This is a genomic window from Micavibrio aeruginosavorus EPB (assembly GCF_000348745.1).
Lineage (GTDB): Bacteria > Pseudomonadota > Alphaproteobacteria > Micavibrionales > Micavibrionaceae > Micavibrio > Micavibrio aeruginosavorus_A.
Map to the genome: position 1 here is coordinate 2017575 of NC_020812.1, position 25978 is coordinate 2043552.

At 56.9% G+C, this 25978-nt stretch carries 24 protein-coding genes; 15 read left to right on the forward strand and 9 right to left on the reverse strand.

What is annotated here, in order from left to right:
• From A11S_RS09435 to A11S_RS09465, 7 genes are all read left to right on the forward strand, one after another.
• Entirely contained in the window at positions 1-945 is a 945-nt protein-coding gene (locus tag A11S_RS09435; protein ID WP_015468294.1) for a metal ABC transporter substrate-binding protein, read from the forward strand.
• On the forward strand, positions 945-1814 hold the full coding sequence (locus A11S_RS09440) for a manganese/iron ABC transporter ATP-binding protein (RefSeq protein WP_015468295.1): 870 nt from the start codon (positions 945-947) through the stop codon (positions 1812-1814). The genes A11S_RS09435 and A11S_RS09440 overlap by 1 nt, the downstream gene beginning before the upstream one ends.
• A complete protein-coding gene (locus A11S_RS09445; protein ID WP_015468296.1) occupies positions 1811-2668 on the forward strand; it encodes a metal ABC transporter permease in 858 nt (285 codons plus the stop codon). Before A11S_RS09440 ends, A11S_RS09445 begins: the two co-directional genes overlap by 4 nt.
• A 3-nt stretch (positions 2669-2671) precedes the next feature.
• Positions 2672-3514, forward strand: coding sequence for a metal ABC transporter permease (locus A11S_RS09450; protein WP_015468297.1), 843 nt, complete (start codon positions 2672-2674; stop codon positions 3512-3514).
• Positions 3511-3945, forward strand: a complete 435-nt coding sequence (gene mntR, locus A11S_RS09455) for a manganese-binding transcriptional regulator MntR (protein ID WP_015468298.1) — start codon at positions 3511-3513, stop codon at positions 3943-3945. The genes A11S_RS09450 and mntR overlap by 4 nt, the downstream gene beginning before the upstream one ends.
• A 75-nt stretch (positions 3946-4020) precedes the next feature.
• Positions 4021-4239, forward strand: a complete 219-nt coding sequence (locus tag A11S_RS09460) for a hypothetical protein (RefSeq protein WP_015468299.1) — start codon at positions 4021-4023, stop codon at positions 4237-4239.
• 107 nt (positions 4240-4346) lie between these two features.
• Complete coding sequence (locus tag A11S_RS09465; RefSeq protein WP_015468300.1) at positions 4347-6155, forward strand: SLC13 family permease; 1809 nt, start codon at positions 4347-4349, stop codon at positions 6153-6155.
• Between the two features lie 3 nt (positions 6156-6158).
• Here the strand turns inward: A11S_RS09465 and prmB are convergent, their stop codons facing one another.
• Entirely contained in the window at positions 6159-7070 is a 912-nt protein-coding gene (prmB, locus tag A11S_RS09470) for a 50S ribosomal protein L3 N(5)-glutamine methyltransferase (RefSeq protein ID WP_015468301.1), read from the reverse strand.
• 86 nt (positions 7071-7156) lie between these two features.
• Positions 7157-7588 (reverse strand): helix-turn-helix domain-containing protein, encoded by a 432-nt coding sequence (locus A11S_RS09475; protein WP_015468302.1) that lies wholly within the window; start codon positions 7586-7588, stop codon positions 7157-7159.
• A 111-nt stretch (positions 7589-7699) separates the two neighbouring features.
• Between A11S_RS09475 and A11S_RS09480 the strand changes: the two genes are divergently transcribed.
• A complete protein-coding gene (locus A11S_RS09480) occupies positions 7700-8350 on the forward strand; it encodes a LexA family protein (protein ID WP_015468303.1) in 651 nt (216 codons plus the stop codon).
• Here the strand turns inward: A11S_RS09480 and cysQ are convergent.
• Genes cysQ through cysD form a run of 3 tightly spaced genes read right to left on the reverse strand, consistent with a single transcriptional unit; the run spans position 8334 to position 11863 of the window.
• A complete protein-coding gene (gene cysQ / locus A11S_RS09485; protein ID WP_015468304.1) occupies positions 8334-9182 on the reverse strand; it encodes a 3'(2'),5'-bisphosphate nucleotidase CysQ in 849 nt (282 codons plus the stop codon). The genes A11S_RS09480 and cysQ overlap by 17 nt on opposite strands.
• 6 nt (positions 9183-9188) lie before the next feature.
• Positions 9189-11063, reverse strand: coding sequence for an adenylyl-sulfate kinase (gene cysC, locus A11S_RS09490; RefSeq protein ID WP_015468305.1), 1875 nt, complete (start codon positions 11061-11063; stop codon positions 9189-9191).
• On the reverse strand, positions 11063-11863 hold the full coding sequence (gene cysD, locus A11S_RS09495) for a sulfate adenylyltransferase subunit CysD (protein WP_015468306.1): 801 nt from the start codon (positions 11861-11863) through the stop codon (positions 11063-11065). The genes cysC and cysD overlap by 1 nt, the downstream gene beginning before the upstream one ends.
• Positions 11864-12081: 218 nt before the next feature.
• Here cysD and A11S_RS09500 point away from each other — a divergent pair, with 218 nt between their 5' ends.
• From A11S_RS09500 to A11S_RS09515, 4 genes are all read left to right on the forward strand, one after another.
• A complete protein-coding gene (locus A11S_RS09500; RefSeq protein WP_148285132.1) occupies positions 12082-12945 on the forward strand; it encodes a 3'(2'),5'-bisphosphate nucleotidase CysQ family protein in 864 nt (287 codons plus the stop codon).
• A 147-nt stretch (positions 12946-13092) separates the two neighbouring features.
• Positions 13093-13878 (forward strand): SapC family protein, encoded by a 786-nt coding sequence (locus A11S_RS09505; protein ID WP_015468308.1) that lies wholly within the window; start codon positions 13093-13095, stop codon positions 13876-13878.
• Between the two features lie 23 nt (positions 13879-13901).
• The gene (locus A11S_RS09510; RefSeq protein WP_015468309.1) at positions 13902-14594 is read left to right on the forward strand and encodes a MerR family transcriptional regulator; all 693 of its coding nucleotides are present in this window, start codon (positions 13902-13904) and stop codon (positions 14592-14594) included.
• A gap of 42 nt (positions 14595-14636) precedes the next feature.
• Positions 14637-15365 (forward strand): hypothetical protein, encoded by a 729-nt coding sequence (locus tag A11S_RS09515; RefSeq protein ID WP_015468310.1) that lies wholly within the window; start codon positions 14637-14639, stop codon positions 15363-15365.
• A 72-nt stretch (positions 15366-15437) separates the two neighbouring features.
• Here A11S_RS09515 and A11S_RS09520 read toward each other — a convergent pair whose 3' ends face one another.
• Complete coding sequence (locus tag A11S_RS09520) at positions 15438-17195, reverse strand: acyl-CoA dehydrogenase (RefSeq protein WP_015468311.1); 1758 nt, start codon at positions 17193-17195, stop codon at positions 15438-15440.
• A 178-nt stretch (positions 17196-17373) separates the two neighbouring features.
• Here A11S_RS09520 and A11S_RS11710 point away from each other — a divergent pair, with 178 nt between their 5' ends.
• Both A11S_RS11710 and A11S_RS09530 read left to right on the forward strand, forming a co-directional pair.
• Positions 17374-18465, forward strand: coding sequence for a lysozyme family protein (locus A11S_RS11710; protein ID WP_015468312.1), 1092 nt, complete (start codon positions 17374-17376; stop codon positions 18463-18465).
• Between the two features lie 290 nt (positions 18466-18755).
• The gene (locus A11S_RS09530) at positions 18756-19022 is read left to right on the forward strand and encodes a hypothetical protein (RefSeq protein ID WP_041802677.1); all 267 of its coding nucleotides are present in this window, start codon (positions 18756-18758) and stop codon (positions 19020-19022) included.
• A gap of 172 nt (positions 19023-19194) precedes the next feature.
• On the opposite strand, the gene A11S_RS09535 is transcribed toward A11S_RS09530, so the two are convergent.
• Together A11S_RS09535 and A11S_RS09540 are read right to left on the reverse strand one after the other, a co-directional pair.
• A complete protein-coding gene (locus A11S_RS09535; RefSeq protein ID WP_015468314.1) occupies positions 19195-20196 on the reverse strand; it encodes an L-threonylcarbamoyladenylate synthase in 1002 nt (333 codons plus the stop codon).
• A 9-nt stretch (positions 20197-20205) separates the two neighbouring features.
• The gene (locus A11S_RS09540; protein WP_015468315.1) at positions 20206-21327 is read right to left on the reverse strand and encodes an anhydro-N-acetylmuramic acid kinase; all 1122 of its coding nucleotides are present in this window, start codon (positions 21325-21327) and stop codon (positions 20206-20208) included.
• Positions 21328-21392: 65 nt separating this feature from the next.
• Here A11S_RS09540 and tyrS point away from each other — a divergent pair, with 65 nt between their 5' ends.
• Entirely contained in the window at positions 21393-22649 is a 1257-nt protein-coding gene (tyrS, locus tag A11S_RS09545; RefSeq protein ID WP_015468316.1) for a tyrosine--tRNA ligase, read from the forward strand.
• A 56-nt stretch (positions 22650-22705) separates the two neighbouring features.
• Here the strand turns inward: tyrS and A11S_RS09550 are convergent, their stop codons facing one another.
• Complete coding sequence (locus A11S_RS09550; RefSeq protein ID WP_148285133.1) at positions 22706-25897, reverse strand: YhdP family protein; 3192 nt, start codon at positions 25895-25897, stop codon at positions 22706-22708.
• Between the last annotated feature and the right edge of the window lie 81 nt (positions 25898-25978).

Here is a 25978-nt window from a genome sequence, read left to right on the forward strand (position 1 = left end):
ATGTCACGCGCCCATCGCACGTTTTCTTCCCGCCGCTTCACGGTTCTGGCTTTATTGACGTTGATCCTGGCCACCCCCCAGACCGCCGCGGCGGAGCAGGAAAAAATCAAGGCCGTGACCACCTTCACCGTCATCGCCGATATTGCGCGGAATGTCGCGGGCGATGCGGCCATCGTCGAATCCATCACCAAACCCGGTGCCGAAATTCACGATTACCAACCCACCCCGCAGGATATTATCCGCGCACAGGGGGCCGACATTATCCTCTGGAACGGGATGAATCTGGAACGCTGGTTCGAAAGGTTCCTGCAAGACGTCAAAGATGTACCCAGTGTTGTGGTGTCCGACGGGGTTGAACCCATATCCATTTACGAAGGCCCCTATACCGGGAAACCGAATCCACACGCGTGGATGTCGACCGAAAATGCCATTTTATATGTCGACAATATCCGCAAAGCCTTCATCGCCGCCGATCCGGCCAATGCCGATATTTATAACAAAAACGCCAGCGCCTATACGGACAAAATCCGCACCATCAAGGCGGATTTAACCCCGATGCTGGACAACATTCCCAAAGACCAGCGTTATCTGGTCACCAGCGAAGGGGCATTCAGCTATCTCGCCCGCGATTTGAAGATGAAGGAAGTGTATTTGTGGCCCATCAATGCGGACCAGCAGGGCACCCCGCAACAGGTGCGCGCCGTCATCGACCGCGTGCGTGAAAAAAATATCCCGGTCGTGTTTAGCGAAAGCACCATTTCCGACCGCCCGGCCAAACAGGTGGCATCGGAAACGGGCGCGGCCTATGGCGGCGTTCTCTACGTCGACTCGCTCAGTGAGCAGGATGGCCCGGTCCCGACCTATCTGGATCTGCTGAAAGTGACCACACACACCATTGCCGAGGGATTTCAGGCGGCCATGAAGAAAACTGCGGAGAAAAAATAATGAACGACGCCACAATTCACCTGCACAATGTCGGCGTGACGTACCCGAACGGGCACAGCGCCCTGCATGACGTCAATGTCACGCTGCATTCCGGGGTGATTTGTGGCTTGGTCGGCGTCAACGGGGCCGGGAAATCGACCCTGTTCAAAACCATGATGGGGTTTATCACCCCCACCACGGGCACGGTGACCATCGCCGGACAAAGCGTGAAGCAGGCCCTGCGCCGGAACATGGTGGCTTATGTCCCGCAGACGGAGGAAGTGGATTGGAACTTCCCCGTTCTGGTCGAAGACGTGGTGATGATGGGGCGGTACGGTCATATGGGATTCCTGCGCAACCCGAAACAGCCCGACCGCGATGCCGTGGACAGCGCCCTGAAACGCGTCGGCATGCTTGATTACAAAAAACGCCAGATTGGCGAACTGAGCGGCGGGCAGAAGAAACGCATTTTCGTCGCCCGCGCCCTGGCACAAGGCGGATCCATCATCCTGCTGGACGAACCGTTCACTGGCGTGGATATTAAAACCGAGGCGTCCCTGATCGAATTGTTCCGGTCACTGGCCGCCGAAGGGCGCATGATTTTGGTGTCCACCCACAATTTGGGCAGTGTGCCCAGTTTCTGTGATGAAGTGATCTTGATCAACCGGACCGTGATTGCGTATGGGCCAGTTGAAACAACCTTTACCGAAGCGAATTTGACGAAAGTCTTTGGCGGCATGCTGCGCCACCTGCAACTGGCGGGACGCGATTTGCATGATGACGAAGATTCACGCTGCGTTACGGTTCTGACCGATGATGAACGCCCGCTGGTTCTGTACGGAGAACAGGGCGGGGAACGGATCGTAAAAACAGGGCGCGATAAACCATGATCGACCTGCTTCTCGAACCCTTTACGTATATGTATATGGTGAAAGCCATTGGCGTCAGCGCGCTGGTCGGATGTGTTTGCGCGTTCTTGTCCTCTTATCTGATGCTCAAGGGCTGGTCCCTGATGGGGGATGCGCTGGCTCACTCCATCGTCCCCGGCGTGGCGTTGGCCTATCTCTTGGCGCTGCCTTATGCCGCCGGAGCCTTCTTCGCTGGCCTCCTGGCCGCGGGCAGCATGGCGCTGGTCCGGCAAAAAACGAAATTGCGCGAAGACACCATTATCGGACTGATCTTCACAACATTCTTTGCCGTTGGCTTGTTGCTGGTGTCCATCAACCCGATGGCGGTCAATATCCAATCCATCGTTCTGGGGAATATTCTAGCCATTTCCGATTCTGATGTAGCGCAGGTTGTCATCATTTCCGTGATCTGCCTGATCGCGCTCACTTTAAAATGGCGGGATTTGTTGGCGGTGTTTTTTGATGAAAAACACGCCCAATCCATCGGCCTGCATGTCATGCCGCTGAAAATTTTGTTTTTCACCCTGCTCAGCGCCGCGACCGTGGCCGCGCTACAGACCGTGGGCGCATGTCTGGTCATCGCCATGGTGGTGACACCGGGGGCCACGGCCTACCTTCTGACCGACCGCTTTGGCCGTTTGATCGCCCTTGCCGTGACCATCGGGACGTTGACCAGCGCCATGGGGGCCTATGCCAGCTATTACCTGAACGCCAATCCGGGTGGATTGATTGTCTGTTTGCAAACCCTTCTGTTCTTCGGTGCCTTTTTGTTTTCACCGAAATACGGGTTGGTGCCGCGCAAACGCGCCATGCGCAACGCCGCGATGGGGGTGTAGGACATGGACACGCTGTATTCATTCCTGATCGAACCGCTGTCGCATGATTTTATGCAACGCGCCCTGATCATCTCCACCATGATCGGCGTGGTGTGTTCGGTGTTTTCCTGTTTCCTGGTCCTCAAGGGCTGGTCCCTGATGGGGGACGCCGTATCGCATGCCGTATTGCCCGGCATTGCCATTGCCTATGTCATTGGCATGCCGATGGCGATTGGCGCCTTTGTCGCCGGACTGCTCTGCGCCGTCGGGACGGGGTATTTAAAAAATAACAGCCGGGTGAAGGAAGATGCCGTGATGGGTATTCTTTTTTCCGGTATGTTTGCGCTCGGCCTCGTCCTGCTGACCAAAATTGAAACCGACGTGCATTTGCTCCACATCCTGTTCGGCAACGTCCTGGGAGTTTCCACCCGCGATATGGTTGAGGCGGGAAGTATTTCCGCCATCGTCACCGCCATCATGGTGATCAAACGCCGCGACTTGATGCTGTATTGCTTTGACCCGGCCCACGCCGCCGTTCTGGGCCTGCCCATCAAATTCTTGCATTTCGGCCTGCTGATCCTTCTGGCCCTGACCATCGTTTCCGCATTGAAAGCCGCCGGCATTATTCTGGTGGTCGCCATGTTGATTGCGCCGGGGGCGATTGGCTTCCTGCTGACCCGGTCGTTTGACCGCATGATGATGGTGGCGGTTGGTGTTTCGGTCTTTTCCTGCCTGGCCGGAACGATTATAAGTTTCCACATCGATGCGGCGACGGCCCCATTGATCGTTGTTATTCAATCCCTGTTCTTTCTGGGGGCTTTGGTGTGGTCCACCACGCGCCGCCCAACGGTAAAGGCACACACATGACCCCGAAAAAGAAGAAACTGGTTCTGGCCGATCCGCAGACGCAATCGCAATGGTTTTCCCGCGTGCGCGAAGCCCATCAGACGGAAACCACCGAAGATTATGTGGAACTGATCGCCGATTTGATCGACGCGCAACAGGAAGCCCGATTGAGCGACCTGTCCACCCGGCTGGGCGTGTCCCATGCCACGGCCAGCAAGGTCATATCCCGCCTGAAGGATGAAGGGTATGTGGACAGCGAACCCTATCGATCCATCTTCCTGACGGATACGGGCCGGGCGCTGGCGCAAAAATGCAAGGAGCGGCATGAAATCGTTCTGGCCTTCCTGATCCGGCTGGGCGTGCCACCGGATACCGCCGAATTCGACGCCGAGGGCATCGAACACCATATCAGCGCCGAAACATTGGACATTTTCCGCCGCTTCAAGGGCTAAGCCCCCCTTTTCCACCGCCGACGCCTGTGCTAGTCATAAAGCCCAACAGACACACATAATAACGGTGAGCGGACTATGACGATTGAACAGGCGCTGGAAGCGGTTTACGCCTCTCTCGACAACGACAACGAAAACATTGATGAATGCATTGATGCGCTGAAAGCCGCCTTGAAAACCAATGGCGCGGCCAGCATCACCGTCGATCCGGCCCGCCTGCCGCAAAATAACCGTCAGGGTCGCAAAATGATGCAATCGTATTTCAAACGCCGCGGCGTTACGGTTGTTTTTGCATAAAAATCAATATTTTACCCGATATATACAGATCCTTGGCCCAACGCCTATATAATTGAAGGACCATCCTTTGGTAGTATGGCCGCACATTATGGGACGGGATCGGGTTTATGAGTGGCATTGAATTTTTTGGCATCGCCTGGGACATCTGGCTGATTTACGGCCTGATCATTGGCGTGTTTGTGGCGTTCCTTCTGGAGCGGATGCCACCTGACATTATCGCGCTCGGCGCGCTGGCCGTTCTGATCCTGACCGGAATTCTGTCCACCAAGGATGCGCTGAGCGTGTTCAGCAACCCGGCTCCCATCACCATCGGGGCCATGTTCATTATTTCCGCCGCACTGGAACGCACAGGATGTGTTGAGTATCTGGGGCGCAGCATCAATCGTTTCGCAGGCAAGGGGCAATTGGGTCTGATCCTGGCGGTCACGCCCGTGGCGCTGGTGATTTCGGCGTTTATGAACAACACACCCGTCGTTATTGTTTTAACACCCGTCCTGATCGCGCTGGCGCGCAAGATGGACATCGCATCATCCAAGGTTTTGATCCCCCTGTCCTATGCCGCCATTCTGGGGGGCACCACGACACTGATCGGCACATCCACCAACCTGCTGGTCAGCGGGATTGCGGAGAACAGCGGTGCGGCGCGCTTTTCCATGTTTGAAATTACCGCCCCCGGCTTGATCCTGGCCGCGGCCGGAACCTTGTTCATGGTGCTGATTGGTCGCCATCTGTTGCCCACACGCCAATCGCTGGCCAGCATGATCGGCGGCGGCACGGGTAAGAAATATATCGCCCAATTGCTGGTCCCGCACAATTCAGCCCTGATCGGACAAAAATTGACCAGTTCGATGCTGAACAAGGGCGAGGACACGCACATTCTGGACGTCATCCGTCACGGCGATTCCATGAAGGATCATCTGGATGAATTGTTGCTGAAAGCCGGTGACCGCATCGTCATGGAAACCAACGCCGGGGAAATTCTGGGTATCAAGGAATCCGGCGCCGTCGAATTTGACACCACCACGCTCAGCGATTTCGAACCGGTCAGCGCATCCCAAAACGTCGTGGTCGAAGGAATCGTGGGCAACAATTCCCCTCTGATCGGGAAAATGGTATCCGCCCTGCGCTTTCGCCGGAATTACGGCGTTTACGTGGTCGGCGTCCATCAGGCCGAGCACCGCACTGCCATCGGCGGCCCCAAGCGCCAGCAATTGCAAATGGGTGACGCCCTGCTGCTGGAAGGCCCCATTCAAGGCATGACGCAATTGTTCGAAGACAGCGGCCTGGTCAATCTGACCGTTCAGGAAGAACAGCCCATGCGCCGGAACAAGGCCCCGCTGGCCGTTCTGACCCTGATCGCCGTGGTCGGGCTGGCCGCGCTGGATGTTATGCCGATTGCGGCATTGGCGATTGTTGGCGCGTTTTTCGTCACCGTAACCCGCTGCATCGAACCGCGTGATATTTACAAGACCATCGACTGGTCGATCCTGTTCCTGATTTTCGGCATGTTGGGATTGTCATTGGGCATGGAACGCACCGGCGCGGCGGCGCTGGTGGTGGAACAAGTGGTGCAACTGGCCGAAACGCTGGGCGGGCCGCTGATGATTTTGGCGGTGTTCTATATCCTGACATCCGTCCTGACGGAAATTGTCAGTAACAATGCCGTGGCCGCCCTGCTGGCCCCGATTGCGATTGGCGTGGCCACATCACTGGGGCTGGATCCCAAACCGTTCCTGGTTGCGGTCATGTTCGCCGCCAGCGCCAGCTTCGCCACACCAATCGGTTACCAGACCAACACATTCGTCTATGGTGCGGGCGGATATAAATTCAAGGATTTTCTTGTCATCGGCATACCGATGAACCTGATCATGTTCGCGGTATCAATGGTTGTGATCCCGAAATTCTGGCCGTTCTAAAAATCAAACGTCCATCATTTCATCCCGCGTGATCCAGAAAACCTCACCCTGGCTATCCTCTGTATCCAGCCAGAGGAAGGGCAGATTGGCATATTCATCATCAATGATGTGCCGCCCGGTGCCAATTTCACACAACAGGCCCCCATCATCATTCAAATAATCGGGGGCATCCGCCAGAATGCGGCGAACAATATCCATGCCATCCCCGCCGCCATCCAGCGCCATGGACGGTTCCGCACGATATTCCGGCGGCAACACCTCCATCTCCGCCGGGTCGACATAAGGCGGATTGGTGATGATCAAATCATATTTTTTACCCTTCAACGGCGCAAACAAATCACCGTGATGCAGGCTGATGCGATCCGTCAATTCCAGTGTCTTCACATTCAATTCCGCAACAGCCAGCGCATCCTTGGACAAATCTACGGCATCCACCGTTGCGTTCGGGAACAAATGCGCCGCCAGAATGGCCAGACACCCCGACCCCGTGCACAGATCCAGAACGGATGTAATCTCCCACGGATCGGAAATGCCGATAAAGCCATCTTCGGCACAGAGAATTTCACCAATATAAGAGCGCGGCACAATCACGCGTTCATCAACGTAAAACGGAATGCCCTGAATATACGCACGGTTGAGCAAATAGGACGCCGGTTTACGCGTCGCAATGCGGGCATTGATCAAACTGATCATCTTCTCCCGCTCTGCCCCGATCAGTCGCGCATCCAGATACGGCTCCAACTGATCCACGGGCAGGTGCAAACCTTCCAGCACCATAAAGACCGCTTCGTCATAGGCGTTTGTGGTGCCATGGCCAAAAACAACATTCGCCTCAATCATGCGGCTGACGCCATAGCGAATAAAATCGCGCACGGTCAAAAGATCATCAAGAGCGGAAGAAGATGAGTGCGGCACGGTTTCAGGGTCCTGTGGTTATGGGGGGGGTCAAAGCCACATCCCTTGTACCATTCTCCCCCCCGCCCTGTCACCCGCGGGCTTGATCATCCGGCACACAGCACATCCACAACGCGGGCAATTTTATACCCCTCCGCCGGGTGCTTCACCCCGCGGACCCGCTTTTGCAGATATTGGCCCAGGACAAAAGGGTCATAGGATTCCGGCATGCCCGTCGGTCCGCGCGCATCATCATCCGCCGCCAAATCATCCGTCATCTGATCGTTCGACAGGGGCATCCAATCCGGTTCATCCGCAATCAGAGAATCCATGGAAATACCCAGCGTGGTGCGCAGGCGGACAAACCCCTCCACCGGGATGCGATCTGATCCCGCCTCATATTTCTGCACCTGTTGGTACGACACCCCCAGAATATCGGCCAGATCCCGTTGCGACAGCCCCACCACCTGTCGCAACAGGCGCAGATTTTCACCGATTTTTTCGTTTATATTCAAATCACTACGATTATCCTTGGCCATATCCGCCCCATCCATTAAAATTATAAAAGTTGCAATCAACTTTTATAAAAGTAACTCCGGACCCCATCCTTGGTCAAGGCCAAAAACAATTTTTACGTGTATTTTTGATTCATGGCACCAAAACCCGACACCAACGCTGAAACAGATTCCGATTTCATCGCACGCATTGCGCGCCTGGTCACCCGTGCCGGGGGCCAGAACGCATTGGCGCGCGCGAGCGGATTATCGCTGGGCGCCATTCAACGTTACCTGAAGGGGGGCGAGCCCACGCGCGGCGCGCTGATCCGTCTGGCCACGGCGGGAAATGTATCGCTCGACTGGCTGGTCTATGGCGGCATGGATGAACAATCATCGCCCGCGCACAATCCTGTTCCGGTCTACGGCTTTGCCGAATGCGGATTACAGGGGTGGTACAATCCCGTGCGGTATAAAATCAACGCGACGCTGGATTGGCCGGACCCGGAACTATACGCCGTGGTGGCCAGCGGGTTGAGCATGGTGCCCGAGGGAATTCACCCCGGCCATATCTGTATCATATCCCCCAACACACGGGCGCACACGGGCGATGCCGTGCTGATCCGCCGCAATGACGGCGCATCCACCATCAAACGACTGGTGCGTGAGGATGATATATGGGTGCATGTGCAGGGATGGCTGGACCCAGAGAAAGAGAACGCCCCCCAAATCCCCTACACCGATCAAATCAAGCGCAGCGTGATTGAACAGGTCGCCCCGGTAATTTTTATCAAGCGGCGCGCGTAAAGAACAATCCATCCAGCATGGGCAGAACATCATCCGACGCGGCGGCAAAATCCGGATTTCTAAATCCGCGATCGGCATGGCCATAGGTCAACGGGTTGCCGGACGCATCCACAACATTGCCCCCAGCCGCCAGCAAAATGGCGTGCCCCGCCGCACTGTCCCATTCCGATGTTTCCCCGGCACGGATATACAAATCGGCCTTACCAAAAGCGATGGCGCAAAATTTTAAAGCAGAACTGCGCTTCAGCAGCTTTTCCACCTTCAGCGATTCCAGATATCCATTCAGACGGTCCACATCACCATGATGGCGCGTGGTCATCACGGTCAGGCCGTTACGCGGGGCGCGGCGACAGGCAATATCTTTCTCCTGATCATCATCCACCATGTAACGCAACGCCGTGTCCGGACCATAGCCCGCGAACAATTCGCCAACCACGGGTGCATAAATCACCCCCAAGGCCGGAACGCCATTTTCGATCAGGGCGATATTGACGCAATATTCGCCACTGCCGCTGATAAAGCCCTTGGTGCCATCCAGCGGATCGACCAGCCAGAATCGTGACACACCGTTCAGATCGGGAATGCGCCCCGCGGCCACGGATTCTTCGGCCACCACGGGAACCGTGTCGTCGATATCGGCCAACGCTTTCAAAATAATCTCTTCCGCCGCATGATCGGCCAGAGTCACCGGTGACCCATCATCCTTGATCATCGTTTCGGGCACACCGGATTCGTCGAAATAATTCAGCGTTTCATCCCCCGCGGCAATGGCCGCGCGACGGACCATATTGCACAGCGCCCCATAATAAGCCGGGTCGAATAATTTATTCATGGATGCTCACGCCTTTTCATTTTTGGTTTTTGCAATCACGTAATCGACAATCATGCGCACACAATGGTCAATGTCATGGGTTTGCGTGTCCACGACCATATCCGGATTTTCCGGTTCTTCGTATGGGGAATCGATGCCGGTAAAATCGGCGATCTGTCCAATGCGGGCCTTTTTATACAAACCCTTGGGATCGCGCAATTCACATGTTGCCAGATCGGCCCGCACATAGATTTCATGGAAAGCCCCCGCCGGAACAAATCCACGCGCCCGCGCCCGGTCGGCGCGGAAAGGGGAGATAAAGGCGCTTAAAACCACCAACCCCGCATCCGCCATCAACCCCGCCACGGCGGCGACACGGCGGTTATTCTCGCTGCGATCCGCGGGGCTGAACCCCAGATCGGCGGTCAACCCACCGCGCACATTATCGCCATCCAGCACATAGGTGGCAAAACCGCGGTCAAACAACGCCCGTTCCACCCGCATGGCCAGGGTCGATTTTCCCGCCCCCGACAACCCGGTCAGCCAGAATACCCCACCACGATGCCCCATGCGCGTTGTACGTTCCGCCGCGGTCACCAATCCGTGAACCGTGTGCAAATTCGTACCACCACGGCTGGGGCGGACGCGTTGGTCCAGATACCCGGACACATCAACCCCACCCCCGGCGACCAGATCGGGACCATCATACAAACACAGACGCGACAGGGTCGAACCACCCCCGTCATGCCCCGCATCCAGAACCATCAGCCCTTGCGCGCGCAACGTCATATCGACCACCGCGTGGCGCGGGGCGGATGCGGCGTGGTAATGCGGCGTTAAATCATCGGCGGTGACCACGCGTTCAATCGCCTGCACACTGGCCACCAGTTCACGTGTGCCAACCCGGACCGTATAAACATCACCGGGCCGCACATCCGCATCCCCCAGCCAGACCAGCCGCGCCCGGAAAACATTGCTGAGAAACGGCCCGTGATCACCATGGCTGATCACATGCCCGCGTTCGACAAACACGCGGTCAGACAACACCAATCCCACAACATCCCCGGCCTGGGCCGTGATATGATCATGATCGTTGGGCCAGACCACAATCTTATCAACCGTTGTGGTTTCATTCAGCGGGGACAATAAAACCCGATCACCCACCCGGATCGTGCCGCGATCAACCCGCCCGACAATCACGCGCTGACCATCACGGCGATCAATATCCTGCACAATAAAGCGCAAAGGCCCACCATGATGTGCGGGCGGAGGCGTCAACCGCCCCAGCGCCTCGGCAATTGTGGGGCCGTCATACCAGCCCATCTCGTCACCACGGGACCGCACCATCACCCCATGGCGCGCGGCCACCGGAATAATCGACATGATCGCCAGATCCAATCCCGCCAGAAGGGCCCGCATATCCGCCGCGATCCGGTCAAACACAGATGAATCATAATCAATCGCGTCCATTTTATTGACCGCAACAATCACATGGCACACACCCAAAAGCTGGACCAGCAGGGCATGGCGGCGGGTTTGGTCACACACCCCTTCGGTGGCATCCACAACCAAGATCGCCGCATCGGCATCACTGGCCCCGGTCACCATATTGCGCAGAAATTCACGGTGCCCCGGCGCATCAATTAAAACGTACGATTGGTCATTCGCCTTGAGGATCCGGCGTGTAATGTCGATGGTCACGGCCTGGTCCCGTTCCGCCTGAAACGCATCCAGGACATAGGCCCATTCAAAATCATCGTTACCACGCGCAGTGGATGCCGCCCGCGCCGCATCGACCGCCCCATCGGGCAAACACCCGCAATCATGCAGAAGACGCGCCAGCAAAGTGGATTTTCCATGATCGACATGCCCGACCATAACGATACGAAGTGGGGTGTGCATTACATGTACCCCCGCGTGCGCAGAAGTTCGAACGAATTTTCCGTTTCACAATCCATCGACCGTCCGGCCCGTTCGGATGTGCGGGTTGAATCCAGTTCGCGGATAATATCATCAATACTGGCGGCCTCACTGACCACCGGATGGGTGATGTTTTTTTCCCCCAGCGACCGATAGCGCATCCCATCCCGCGCCAGATACAGCGGCACGAATGGAATGTTTTCACGTTGCGTATAACGCCAGATATCGGACTCGGTCCAGTTCAGCAACGGGTGAATGCGCACATGGCCGCCATCGGGCACCACGGGGCGGTAACAATCCCACAATTCCGGCGGTTGTTCGCGTACATCCCATGCGCCGAACGAATCGCGCGGGGAAAAAACACGTTCCTTCGCCCGCAACGCCTGTTCATCGCGGCGGATACCAACGATGACGCCGCGCAATTTTTCCTGCGCAATGAAGTTTTTTAGACCGACACTCTTGCGCTGTGCCGCGCGGGTGGCGGGGGGCAGGGTCGCATCCATCTCGGATTCCGGCGGGCATGGCACGGTGATATAGGGCAAGTTCCAATCCCGCACGAGGGCGTCACGAAATTCATAAACCGCCTCCAGCTCCTGTCCGGTGTCCAGCAGGACCAGCGGAAACGGCACGCGCCCGAAAAACGCTTTGCGCACCATCCACAACAACGCGGTGGAATCCTTGCCCATGGACCAGAGCATGCACAGCGGTGCCACCTGTGCCACCGCTTCGCGCAGGATGTACAAAGTCTGGTTTTCAAGCTGGGTTAAATGGTCGCGCATCATCAGGCCCAAACTTTAGCCGATTTGCCCCACCCGGAACAGGGCGCGGGCAATTGCTGCGTTGCATTGCGGCGCGTGAGCGATTAATCTACCCCCGTCTTCGCAGAGTGCGCGGGCGATGGGCCTTTTTTCTTGCCCAATCCCGCACAATCTGGGACAGTATTTCCAGAATATTGAAATCTCATTGCGCAAACCTCGAACCACAGATGGCCCGCAACTTGATGGATAAAGCCGCCGCCGCACAATTGCTCCCCCCTGTCGGCCTGATTGCCCAGCATGCCGGGGCGATCATCATGCATTATTATGCCAACACGGATGAAACGGCGCTGAAACTGGAAATCAAGGACGACAATTCCCCCGTCACCGCCGCCGACAAGGCCGCCAGCGACTATATCGTTCAGGCCTTAACCGAGCTGACCCCCACGATTCCGGTCGTATCCGAAGAAAACGACACCGACCCCAACACCGCCAATGGGGCCCCATACTGGGTCGTTGACCCGCTGGATGGCACCAAGGAATTTCTGGCCCGCACGGGCGGTTTCTGCGTCAAAATCGCCCTGATCGCAGAGGGGCGACCCGTGATTGGTGTGGTCTACAGCCCGGTGCAGGATGTCCTCTATATGGGGGCCACCGGCCTGCCCGCCATGCGCCAGATCGGGTCAGGCGCGATCCATACGATCCAGACCCGTCCAGCAGCCCCGGCCGAGGAAGCCGGGCGTTTGCGCGTCCTGTTCAACCAGACTCATGCCGACCCGGCTTTGTATGATGCCACCCGGGAACGGCTGGCGGATATCCTGCACCTGCCCGAAACCCCGGCGATCCGCCCCGGATTGCCCCGCAATCTGCAGGTCGCCCAAGGCACAGCCGACCTGCATGTCGGCACGGGCCGCGATGAAACACTGGAAAAAGGCGGCGGATATCAATGGGATATCGCCGCGGACCTGGTCATTTTGCAAGCCGCGGGCGGCAATATGCAACGCCTCAAAGACGGGGGCGAGGTCCTGTTCACCGCCCCACGGGACCGCCTGCCCTCTTATATCGCCTATGGTGACGCGGCCCTGCGCTATCGCCTGACCTTCGACTGATCCCCCCACCTCAACTGACGGGCCCTTGCGGATAAAACCGCTCATCTACCCCTTTGGGATTGATCCACAGGGGCGCATTTGCTTAAGTGGAGCCATTCCAGATTAAAAATTGCACCACTTGATTAAGACACGCGAAAGGTCATTCCCATGGTCGACAAGAACACCGCCCCGAAGGACGACGGCACAGTCCGACCGATGCCGCTGTTTTACACCAATCCGGCCCCGCTGGATTCCAAACGCCATGCGAACCTGGCGCTGAAAAAAAATTTTGGTTTTGATTACGCCTCCGATGTGAATGCCGTTCCGGTCAACATGATCGAGATGCCGCAGGTCTGCCACTTCTACCCGATCGCATTCAGCCCGGATGAAAACGCAACCCCGGTTGCGATCATGGGTCTGCGCGATAATGAAAACCTGTTCGTTGGAAACAAGGGCACGTGGGAAGAAGGCGCATACATTCCCGCTTATATCCGCCGTTACCCGTTCATCTTCTCCGAACTGCCGGGCAGTGATCAACTGACCCTGTGCGTGGACATCAACGACACAGTCACCGAAGAAAACGGCGAACAGAAATTCTTTGATGCCGATGGCAAGCCGAGCGCGCTGGCTCAGAACGCATTGGAATTCTGCAAGTCCTATCACGCCGCCGCCCAGCAAACGTTGGAGTTTTCGCGGTATCTGGCCGCCAGCGGATTGCTGGTGGATCGCAAGGCCGAAATCGTCGTGGCCGGAAACCGTCGCATCAACTTCGCCGGGTTCCGCATTCTGGACGAACAGAAACTGACCCAGATGGATGACAAGGACTTCCTGGAGTGGCGCAAGCGCGGCTGGCTGCCGTTCCTGTATGCCCACCTGTTCTCGGGCAGCCAGTGGCAACGTCTGACCCGCCTGCTGAATGAAAAGCTGGAAAAAGAAGACAGCAAAACGAAATAATTTAATCAGAGGGAGATTTCACCATGGCAAAAGTTGGCGCACAACGAGCCGCAGAATTAACAGGCCGTTCCAAATCCACCATCCAGCGCGCGATGGGCACGGGTAAATTGTCGTTCGAAGTGGACGCCAATGGCCGCCGCACCGTTGATGTATCCGAACTGGACCGCGTGTTCGGCCTGTTGCCGCAAGGCACCGGCCACGCCGCCCTGCAAAACAACGCCAGCGCCGAAGCCGAATTGAAACGCGCGGCCGACATGCTGGAAATTGAGCGCCTGAAAATGCGCGTCAAAATGCTGGAAGAACAGGTTGATTCGCTGAAGGACCAACTGGAAGACAACAAAGCCCAGCGCGACCAGTGGCAAAAACAGGCGCAGCAAGTCCTGCTGACCAGCCAGTACAGCCAGAAACAGGCCGAAGAACTGAAGGCCGAACTGGTTGAACAACAACGCCGCATTAAAATGCGCCGCATGCAGGAACTGGAAAAAGCTGGAAAATTGCAAAAACCGGCCAACCCGGCCCAAGGCATCAGCCAGAACGCCGATCAAACCGCCGGCGATTCCGGAAAGGCCGCCGCCGCCCAAATTCAGGGTCTGTGGCAAAAAATTCGCGGCGACAAAACCGCTCCGCTTAAGCCAACGGGTTTTTATGGATACGAAAAAGCCGGGCCCGAAAGCCCGGCTTTTTTCATGCCTCGATTTTTACACCCCCGATGGTGATGGGTTATTTTTCTATTTACCCGGTGGTGGTATGATAAGCCCATGAAACATTTGCTTTTGACCCTGTTTTTGACCCTGTCTTTATCCGCCCCGCTCGCTTTATCCGCCCGGGCGCAGGACACACTGTCCGCACCGCCACCGGGGGCCGATGCCGCATCAGAACGGCTGGGCATTCCCAGCGCGCCCCAGCACGTGACCGAAGGACAAATTGCCGCCGATGATGCCGCGGGCAAATCCCCCGTCCCGGCGACGCCCGCCGCACCCGACGCAAACGCGCAACCCGCACCGGGCACGGGGCTGACCATTCTGGCCCCGAAAGTTCCCGGCCCCCGCAGTGTCGCCGACATTCCACCGGAAGAATTGCCCAAGGAATTGCTGGATGAAATGGTCAGCGTCGAGAAGGAATGTAGTGACAACACGTATTTTTCCGCATTCCAGGATTGCCGTTGCATCGCCGTGAAATATCTGGACGAACGCATCAAGCGCGGCCCCTATGCCGTACGCAACATCATAATGAATGACGTGAACACCATGTGCCCGAACACGCCGGGCGTTGCGGGATATATCTATAAAAGCTGCACGGAATATATGAGCTGGGCCCGCCCAGATTACGAAGATTTCTGCCGATGCACCGCGAACAAGGTGGCCGAGCGTTACACACGCAATCCACGCATGAACAATGATTATATCGGCGGCCTGCGCAAGAATGCCATGCTGGAATGTGGCATGCCCGGCTTTGGCGCAACCAATGATCCGGATGTGAAATATTAAAGCGTCACACCAATCACCCATAAAAAAAGCCCCGGATTGATCCGGGGCTTTTTTTAAACCTGTGGCGCATTGTTACAACCGCGCAATATCAAACCCGGTCACAACATCCGCCCCATGGGACACGACATCCAGGGCCGCCTGCGCTTCGGGCAGAATATGGGCGAAGTAGAACCGCGCCATATCCATTTGCGTGGCCTGGAACGCGGCATCGGCTGCACCACCATGGGCCGCCAACGCGCGCCGCGCCATCATCGCCGCGCCCGATACGGTACCAAACGCATGCAGGAACGGGGCATCAATCGCCCCGACGCGATCGGGATCATTGGTCCCGGATTGCACCAGCGCCTGCGTCGCCGCACGCAACGCCGTCACGTTCGTTTTCAATGCGGTCGCCAATGTGCCCAGATCATTCTGGTTCGCCGCATTCAGGCGCGCGCACACGCCATCCATGTCATCCAGCCACGCCTGCGCCGCCGCCCCGCCATCACGCAGGATCTTGCGGAAGGCCAGATCAGCCGCCTGAATACCGTTGGTCCCCTCATAGATCGGCAGGATGCGGGCATCGCGGTAATATTGCGCCGCGCCCGTTTCTTCGATGAACCCCATACCGCCGTGAATTTGCACGCCAATCGATGTCACGCGCACCGCCATATCGGTGCACCAGCTTTTGACAATCGGGGTCAGGAAATCGACACGCGCCTGCATCGCCTTATCCCCCGTGTGGGCCAGATCCAGCGCGCGCGCCGCTTCGTATGCCATGGCGCGACCTGCTTCGACCTGCGCCTTCATTGACAAAATCATACGCACAACATCCGGGTGGTGAATGATCGCAACGCGATCCCCCGCGCCGGACAAGGCACGGCCCTGCACGCGCCCCTTGGCGTAATCAATGGCGGCCTGTGTCGCGCGATCGGCCACGGCCACACCCTGCAACCCGACGCACAGACGCGCATTGTTCATCATGGTGAACATGTATTTCAGGCCTTCATTTTCAACCCCGACCAGATATCCGGTGGCCCCGCCCGCATCACCATATTGCATGGTGCAGGTGGGCGATGCGTGAATGCCCAATTTGTGTTCAATACCGACGCATTTGACGTCATTGCGCGCACCCGGGTTACCGTTTTCATCCAGAATGAATTTCGGCACGATAAACAGGGAAATGCCCTTCACCCCTTCCGGTGCATCCGGCGTGCGGGCCAGAACCAGATGGATAATATTGTCGGCCCAATCATGTTCGCCGTATGTAATGAAAATCTTCTGGCCCGTGATTTTATAACTGCCATCGGCCTGTTTCACCGCGCGGGTGGTAATGGCCGATAAATCGGACCCCGCCTGCGGTTCGGTCAGGTTCATCGTGCCGGTCCATTCACCGGAAATCAGTTTTTCCAGATAGGCCGCTTTCAATGCATCGGACCCGTGGCTGTGAATGGCTTCAACCGCGCCCTGGTTCAGCAACGGGCACAGACCAAAGGACATGTTGGCCGCCTGCCACATCTCCATCACCGGGAAGGCCACAACCCACGGCAAACCTTGCCCACCGAAATCGGGATCAAACGGCACCGCGTTCCACCCCCCTTCGGCATAGTGTTTGTACGCATCGCGGAACCCCGGCGGCGTGGTTAAGACGCCGTCTTTCAACACGTTACCCACCTGATCACCGCTGTGGTTCAGCGGGGCCAGAACATCGCGCGCCAGTTTGCCGGCTTCGCCCAGGATGGCGTCAATTGTTTCCGCATCCAGATCCGCCGCCGCCGGAATGCCCCCCAACCCAATCACATCATTGAGAAGAAAGGCCATATCCTTTTGCGGGGGGGTGTAATCAGTCATTTTCGAAAAAATCCAGGTCAACGAAGGGGTTGGCATAAGACGCCCGAATCGGGCCCCTTCACTATATATCGCTCCCCGGTTGATTCGGAACCCATCTGGCACGGTCCTTGCGATGATCATTCCGAACAGGGCCGCCATTTGATCCGCCCCACCCTTTTGGATGATATGACAAAAAACCATGAATGTGAACGGTAATGCCATATATAACAAAGAGTTAGAAGCCCTGAGCCAGCGGGCTGGCGCGGACGTGACCGCCGCCATCCACAAAGCTAGCACGGCCACCGGGGTTGATTTTGCCTATTTGATGGAAAAAGCTGCCGCCGAGAGCAGCTTCGACACCGACGCCCAAGCCAAGACCAGTTCCGCCCGCGGCCTGTACCAGTTTATTGAACGCACCTGGCTGCAGATGGTGAAGGACCACGGCGCGCAATATGGCCTGGGCGATTATGCCGATCAGATTTCCAGCAATTACAAAGTCGCCGACAAGGCCGTGCGGAAAGAAATTCTGGCCCTGCGCGATGACCCGCAAATCGCCTCCTATATGGCTGCGGAATTTGCCGCCGATAACAAGGCGTATATGCAACAGAATTTGGATAAGGGTTACGGCGATATCGGGGCCACCGAAATGTATTTCGCCCACTTCCTGGGCGCGGGACAGGCGACAGCGTTCCTGAACGCGATGAAGGATAACCCGCTCCAAGCCGCCGCCGATTTGTTCCCCAAGGCCGCGAAAGCCAATTACAACGTCTTTTACAATTCCAAAACCGGACAGGCCAAATCACTGGCGCAAGTGTACGCGTTCTTTGACAAGAAGTTCGGCAGTGACGGCAGCATCGACACCGATGCGCTGCGCGCCAATCGCCTGGCCCCCGGTGTTCCATCACGCAAACCCGATCAATTTAAACCGCTGGACAGCAATGGTGACGGACTGCGCATTCAACCGCGCCCGCAATTTATCGCGACGCGCGATTTGGGCTTTGGCGAAGATGATGACGCAACATCCGCCGCAGGGTCCTTGTGGACCAACGCACAACTGTCCATGGCGAAATCATCGCTGTCCCTGCTCAGCAATGACAAATCGCGCGATGCTGTTCCAACGGGCGGGTTGATCACCGATCCGATCACCGTGATGACCATGGCACAGCTCAGCACGCCGGGGGATACGGGCACCAACACCGCCGCCCATCAGCGCAAGAAAGATGACGACGATAACCAAGGCGCGCACGAGCGCATCATGCGCCCCCGCCTGATGACATCCATCAGCGTTTAGACCCAGTTTCCAACTCCAGACCCACCTTGATCCCGGATGCGCAAGCATTCGGGATTTTTCTTTTTGCGCACCTCCACAAATATTCACATTCGGATTTTAAATGATTACTTGTAACTATAAATAAATACAAATCCGAATATAGTATTTATTATTCGAATACTGATTGTTAATATCAAATACTGATTGTTAATTTGTATTTAATATATATTTCACTGTTTAAATCTATACTTGAAATGATACGCATTTTTTGCTATAAAATAGACATGGACAAACAAGTATAGGAGGTCCAAATGACACGTTTTCTTCGCAAATGCTTTCACTGTGGTCACGCTCTGTCCGGTCGCTTTGGCCGTGCCGTTCGCGCCATGCAGGGATGCTGTGAAGGACGCGCGCGCAGCGCCCACCAAACGGTGAAGGCACCCATGAACACCCAAAAGACGGATGATGACATGTTCTGGTTCATCGCCATGATGGCGTTGATGATGAACAACTTCATGCCTCGACAAGTTGCATACCAGCCGGTCCGCGCCATGGATGCGTTCGAGATCAACGCATAATCATCCGTGATTGGGTTAAGATCAGGAAAAGCGCCGCAAATTTTGCGGCGCTTTGTTTATTCTTTCTCCTGTCATTCCCGCGAAAGCGGGAATCCATAGAGGACATCGGATCATCACCATGGATTCCCGCTTTCGCGGGAATGACAATATAGGAGACTATGCGTTTTGGGGGCTATTTCGCACTGCCTGCCGCGGCGCGGCGCAAACGGTCATTGATCGCCAGCCCGACACCCGTGTCGGGAATATCCATCACGGCAATCCCATTATTCTGCCCGTTATCCAATTCGCGCATCATGCGAAACAGATTGGAGGCCGCTTCGTACAGATCGCCGTTCTCGCTCAAATTCCGCAGGGCATGATCGGGCAATGCGCTGGCTGCACCCCCACCACGCACACCCATAAAGCGCGTAGAGCCAAAGGCCAGCAGAGCCTCGCCCGGCGCAACATCCACCGCCCGCATGCGCAACGGGATACCCGGCGCATAATGGCGGAGCAATTGCCCCGGTGATTTCACATCCGCCCCGCCATGATCACCCAGATCATACCCAACGTCGCACCCCAGAACATGGCCGATCTGTTCCGCCGTGATTGCCCCGGGACGCAGGACAACGGGCACCGCACCCGACATATCCAGCACCGTTGATTCCAACCCCACATCACACGCCCCCGCCGCCAAAATCATATCGACCGCATCCCCCAGGGAATCGGCCACATGTTTCGGCGTGGTCGGACTGATGGACCCGGATTTATTGGCACTGGGAGCCGCCAGCGGCACGGCACAGGCCCGCAAAAGATCCTGTGTCGCCTTCAACGCGGGCACACGAATAGCCAGCGTTAGCAAACCCGCAGAACATAAATCGGATACAGGGCAGTGTTCCGCCCGCGGCAGGATCATCGTCAACGGCCCCGGCCAGAACGATTCCGCGACCAGGCGCGCCGCATCATTCATCACGACCAGCTTTTCCGCCGCCGCGACATCGGGCACATGCACAATCAGCGGGTTAAACCCGGGGCGTCCCTTGGCCGCAAAAATCTTGGCCACCGCGACACCGTCCAGCGCATTGGCCGCCAGGCCATACACCGTTTCGGTCGGCATGGCCACCAATCCGCCATCACGCAAAATCTGCGCGGCGTCATTTAACGAGGAAGAGGACACAGCAACGATACGCGGCATTGAAAGCACCTAGCCCACGCGCATTGTTTTTCCGGGGGCGGGATGCAACCGCCCGCCGCTGACCGCGATTTTGCATCCGGTTGTTTCAGGCACCGACAAGGGCTGCCCCAGCAGAGACCGCACAGCCAGCCATGCAAACCCTTCGGCCTCGACCGCATCGCCGTTCCAGCCCAATGCGTCAATCGAATGAACGGGCACGCCCAGTACATCACGCAAGCCATCCATGATCACCGGGTTCAACCGCCCGCCACCGGCCACGTACCAGGCCTTTGGTGCCTCGGGCAGATGATCGCGCGCGGCGGCAATGGATTCAACGGTAAACCGGGTCAGCGTCGCCGCGCCATCCGCCGCGCTCATCCCGACCAGATCGCCAATGATATGCCACGCATCGCGGTCCAGCGATTTCGGCGGGGCCACGCGGAAATATTGGTGCCCCAGCCAACCACGCACCAGCCCATTGTGGAACGTTCCAGATTTGGCCAATTGACCATCCTGGTCAAATTCCGCGCCGGTCTGTTGGCGGGTCCAGTCATTGATGATGGCATTTCCGGGTCCGGTATCAAACGCACTCAATCGTCCATCGGCCCCGATCCATGTCACATTCGCCACACCGCCGATATTTAAAATCGCCACCGGCAAATCCAACCCCGATGACGCCGCCATGGCCCGGTGATAAAGCGGGATCAACGGCGCACCCTGCCCGCCATGCTTCACATCATTGGTGCGAAAATCATTGATGACATCAATACCGGTTTCGCGCGCCAGCAAATCGCCATCGCCAATCTGCCACGTAAAACCACCGGGCGCGTCATGCATGATCGTCTGGCCATGGAAACCGATCAGGTCCACATCCGCCGCATCCACCCCGGTCTGCGCCAGCAAAGCCCGGACCGCATCGGCATGGGCCATGGTCATCAAGGCCTCCGCCCGCGCTACGGTACCGTCATTGTCCACACGGCGCCCCAGACATGCACGCAAGGCATCCCGCACAGAATCCGCATAAGGAATCGTGATAAACCCCAGATGTGTCAGGGAATCCGCGCCATCGGTCCGGATCAGTGCCGCATCAATCCCATCCAGCGATGTGCCCGACATCAGGCCGATAACCGTGTATTCTCTTGGCTTTTGCATGGCTTCCTGCTATCACAATTTCGGAAAAACACCAATAAACGCTTAGATATCCGGGACTTGGCACCATGGCCAGCTATAAATCCGAATTCCTGAACATTTTACAACAACGTGGCTTTATCCACCAGTGCAGTGATTTTGACGGGCTGGACGCGAAACTGGCCGCCGGGTCATGCTCGGCTTATGTCGGCTATGACCCCACGGGCAAATCCCTGCATGTCGGGCACATGATTTCCATCATGATGCTGATGTGGTTCCAGAAATGCGGCCATAAACCCGTGACCCTGATGGGGGGCGGCACGGCCATGCTGGGCGATCCGTCGTTCAAGGATAAAACGCGCCCGTTGCTGACCAAGGATGAAATCAAAACCAATATCGCCAGCATTCAGGAAAGCTTTGCGTCCTATATCGATTATGACACCGCGACCAACGCCGCGACCATGGTCAACAATGCCGACTGGCTGCTGAACCTGAATTACATGGATTTCCTGCGCGAGTATGGCACGCACTTCACCGTCAACCGCATGCTGACCTTTGACTCGGTCAAACTGCGTCTGGACCGGGAGCAGCCGCTGACCTTCCTGGAATTCAACTACATGATCATGCAGGGGTACGATTTCGTCGAACTGCACCGCCGTTATGGCACGATCCTGCAAATGGGCGGATCGGACCAATGGGGCAACATGATCAACGGCGTTGAACTGGGCCGCCGCGCGGATAACGCGGAATTGTTCGTCCTGACTTGCCCGCTGCTGACCACCGCGTCGGGCGCGAAAATGGGCAAGACGGAAAATGGCGCGGTCTGGCTGCGCGGCGATATGTGCAGCCCATACGATTACTGGCAATACTGGCGCAACACCGAAGATGCCGACGTCGGCAAATTCCTGCGCCTGTTCACCATGCTGCCGCTGGATAAGATCGCAAAACTGGAAGCCCTCGGCGGATCGGACATCAATGAGGCGAAGAAAGTTCTGGCGTTTGAAGCCACCAAACTCTGCCACGGTGAGGCCGCCGCCCACGAAGCCGCCGCAACCGCGCAGAAGGTTTTCGAACAAGGCGGTGTTGGCGGTGATTTGCCGAGCATTGAATATGACCGCAACATTCTGGATTCCGGCATTGCCCTGGTCGATGTGCTGTGCGATCTGGACCTGGCCTCATCCAAGGGTGATGCCCGCCGCTTGATCCAAGGGGGCGGTGCCCGTGTCAATGATGCACAAATCAACGACGTGGCCCACACCATTGCGGCCAATGATTTGACCGGTGAGGGATATATCAAAATTTCATCCGGTAAAAAGAAACACGCGCTGGTCCGGGTTAAGGCATAAGCCAATCGCCAACCATCATATAAAAAACGCGGAAAGCATTCTTTCCGCGTTTTTTATTATTCAAAGAACAGCTTCCGTAAAAATCCCGGCGCCAGAACGGCCAGCGGGTTCACGGTGGTTGTCGGGTTGCTGGTCGGGCCACGAATAGTATAGGTGGCCGCAAACACCGCCCCGCCGCCGCCGGTAATGACATCGCCGATCAAGGGGATGCTGGAAATCAAATCATTCACCATCGACACCGGGACAATCGTACCCTTGATATCCATGGTTTGCTTGGCTTCATCCAACGTGCCCTGGAACGTCAACCCCATGGCGGAACCCGCCGTGCGACCATCCAGAATGGTCATCAGCGACCCGCCATAGCGTTGTTCCCAGAGAAAATTACCTTCCAGCTTGGTAAAATCGATCCCGTCACTGCCCAACAATTGCAAAATCCCCGGCAGGCTCATCGCGCTGAGCAAACGGGCCAGCACCGGAGCATTGACCACGCGGAAATCGGAAATCAGGGCATGGCCCTGTAATTTCCCGCGATACAAACCTTTGGGCGGCTGGCCATCGACACGCAAGGTGCCACCGACCATGTTCTCATAATATCCAAACGCCTTCAGCGCCGCGCCCGCATCATTGCTGTCGATCGTCAACACCATACGGCCCGTGCTGTCCGGCTTATAACGGAAGGTCAGCGTCCCCTTGCCCACCGCAGCATCGACATCCAGCTTCGTCACTTCGCTGCGGCGATCCATTTCCAGATCGACCTTGGCGTTTTTGATCGACTGATCCTTGTTGGTCAGCATGACCGGAACCTGAACCAAGGCCACGATCGCCGGGCCATCTTGCGCTGGCTGTTGTCCGGCCTTGCCGTCATTATCCAGGAACGGGCGCGCATCAAACGATTGCCCCGTTACATTCAGGCGCAGAATATCATCGGCGCCCTGCGTAAATTCCAGCGTCCCGCGCGTAGCCCCCAAACGGGCATTGGGGAATTTACCGCTGGATATTTGCGGGCCTTCCTTCGCCTGACGGAAATTCAGGATCGCATTGTCAACCTTGGCATCCGGTGTGGTGATGGACAGATTTTGAATATCGCGCAACACACCGCCCGGCCCCAGATTGACCCGCGCCGATGCGGTCGCCGGAACGGCTGGCTTCTTCTCATACTTGAACGGCTTCACCATCAATGTTGCGGGCGTGGCGTCAATATTCAGGTCGATGGCCACGCTGCCATCCTGCTTCTCGGTATAGGTGATCTTGGCCGGCGCGGACCCCGCGACCCAATCGGCCAGATCGGCCCCGAAATGGGCCCGCAATTCCGGATCAATCACAGTTTCGGCCACAACTTGATAATTATAAGGCTGACCCGCCGTGCTGAGAAACTGGGCCCAGCGGAATTTCATATCGCGCCCGGAGATTTTTCCCTGCCCCTCAACCGACACTTCGTTGCCCGCCATTTTCATGACCAGCCCGGTGCCCGCCACATCCAGCCCGCTGACCAGGCCCGGCATGACGACATTGTTCAACGTGCCATCCACGGTGACCTTGACGTCTTCTTCCTTCACATGTTCGGCCGTCGGCAAATCAACCCCGATTTTCAAATCGGCATCACCCGCCACCTTTTCCAACGGCACGGGGAAATCACGCCCCGCTTCGATCGGTTCGGCGCGAATATATTCAAACACAGTTTTCAGCGGCCCCGTCAGGCGCAGGTCAATATCCGCCGTTCCAACCCCATCCCCCGTCACGGTATCGATGACCACCGTGCCTTCGGACACGGCCATATCACCCAAAGCGGCCTTGTCCACCTTGAACGACAGCGTATCGGTTTTAATGTCAAAATGCCCCGACCCGTTGGCGGCCTTCACCTTCATCAACGGCGCACGGTAATCGATATCCATGTTTTCGATACCGAAATCGGCGGTCAGCGCGTCAACCGTCACATCCATTTCACCAGCAACATCTTCGCCCGTTTCCGGTGCCACCGATTTTTGCGCCTTCAATGACACCTTGATTTCGGCATCATGAACGCGCCCGCCGGATAAATGATCCAACACCCACGGCGTAATGGATTTTTCGGCCAAAACTTTCGGCCAGAGCGGGGCCACGCTGGCCTGCGGCAGGTCGGGAATGCGCAATGTGATCGGCGCGGTAAAACCGACATCCGGGTTGCCCGATACATCGGCCTGCGCCGATACAGCCAGACCACCAACCTGTACCGACACATCTTCGATATGGAAGATTCGGTCCGTGCGGTTGAACGAGGCTTTGACATTCATATTTTCAAACGCCAGCGGCGCATCATACAAATCCGGCAGGCTCACCTGCCCCGCCATAACCTGCAAATTGAAATTTGCGGTGTGCAAAGACAGGCCGCTATCCATGGCCAGCTCGACCGTTCCCTGCAACGGAATATCCTGTCCCTGCAACCACGCCAGTTCGGGGAATTTCGTCGCCAGGAAGGGGGTTGAAATACTCTGCACGTTCAACCGCGCCATCAGGGTCTTGCTGTCACGGTCGTACGCCGCATCCAGCATGATATTGGCATCGCCACGATCTTGTTCAATCCACAACGTGGATGTGGCCAGCAACCCGTCACGCCCCTTGCGGAACATGACATCCAGACGCGGGATCAACCATGATTGCTGGACCGCGTAATCTTCGACCATCATGCGCGCGCCGGTGACACGCACCATGCGCAGCGATTTCATCGGCCAGTCGACGGGCATGTCATCAACATCCTGCGACAGCGTATCCAGCAAATTGAACAAAAATTCACTCTGCGCTTCGGGCATATCCGTATCGGGCATCGCGCCATCATCCAGCCCGAGCGTAAATTTACGATCCGCCGTGCGCACAACCGTCAACAACGGACGATCAATAAACACCGCCCGCGGCACAACCTGGCCCAGCAACAACCGACCGCGCGCCAATGACAGGCCCAGCGAATCCATACCCAGCATGGTCCGGCTATCCGCACGATTGACTAGGCGCACATTCTGCAACGTAATCCGCGGGCGGGAATCAATTTGCGACCATTCCAGCAGGACGTGATCCATCTCAACCGCGATGCTGGGGTCAATATCGCTCAGCTCGGTTTGCAGGAAGGATTTGGCGAAGGCGATATCCAGCGACCCGGCCTGCAGGCGCAGCATCAGCGCGACGGCAGCCAAAACCAACAGGACAGCAAGAACCATCACCACCTCAACAGTGGCGAGCCCGATTTTCCGTAGAATACCCAAAGTGCGCTGGTTCACTCAAAAGCCCCATAGAACGACATGCCGATCATAATCCGGCCAAGCCCCGGAACCAACAGGACTTTTCAAGAACACTTGACC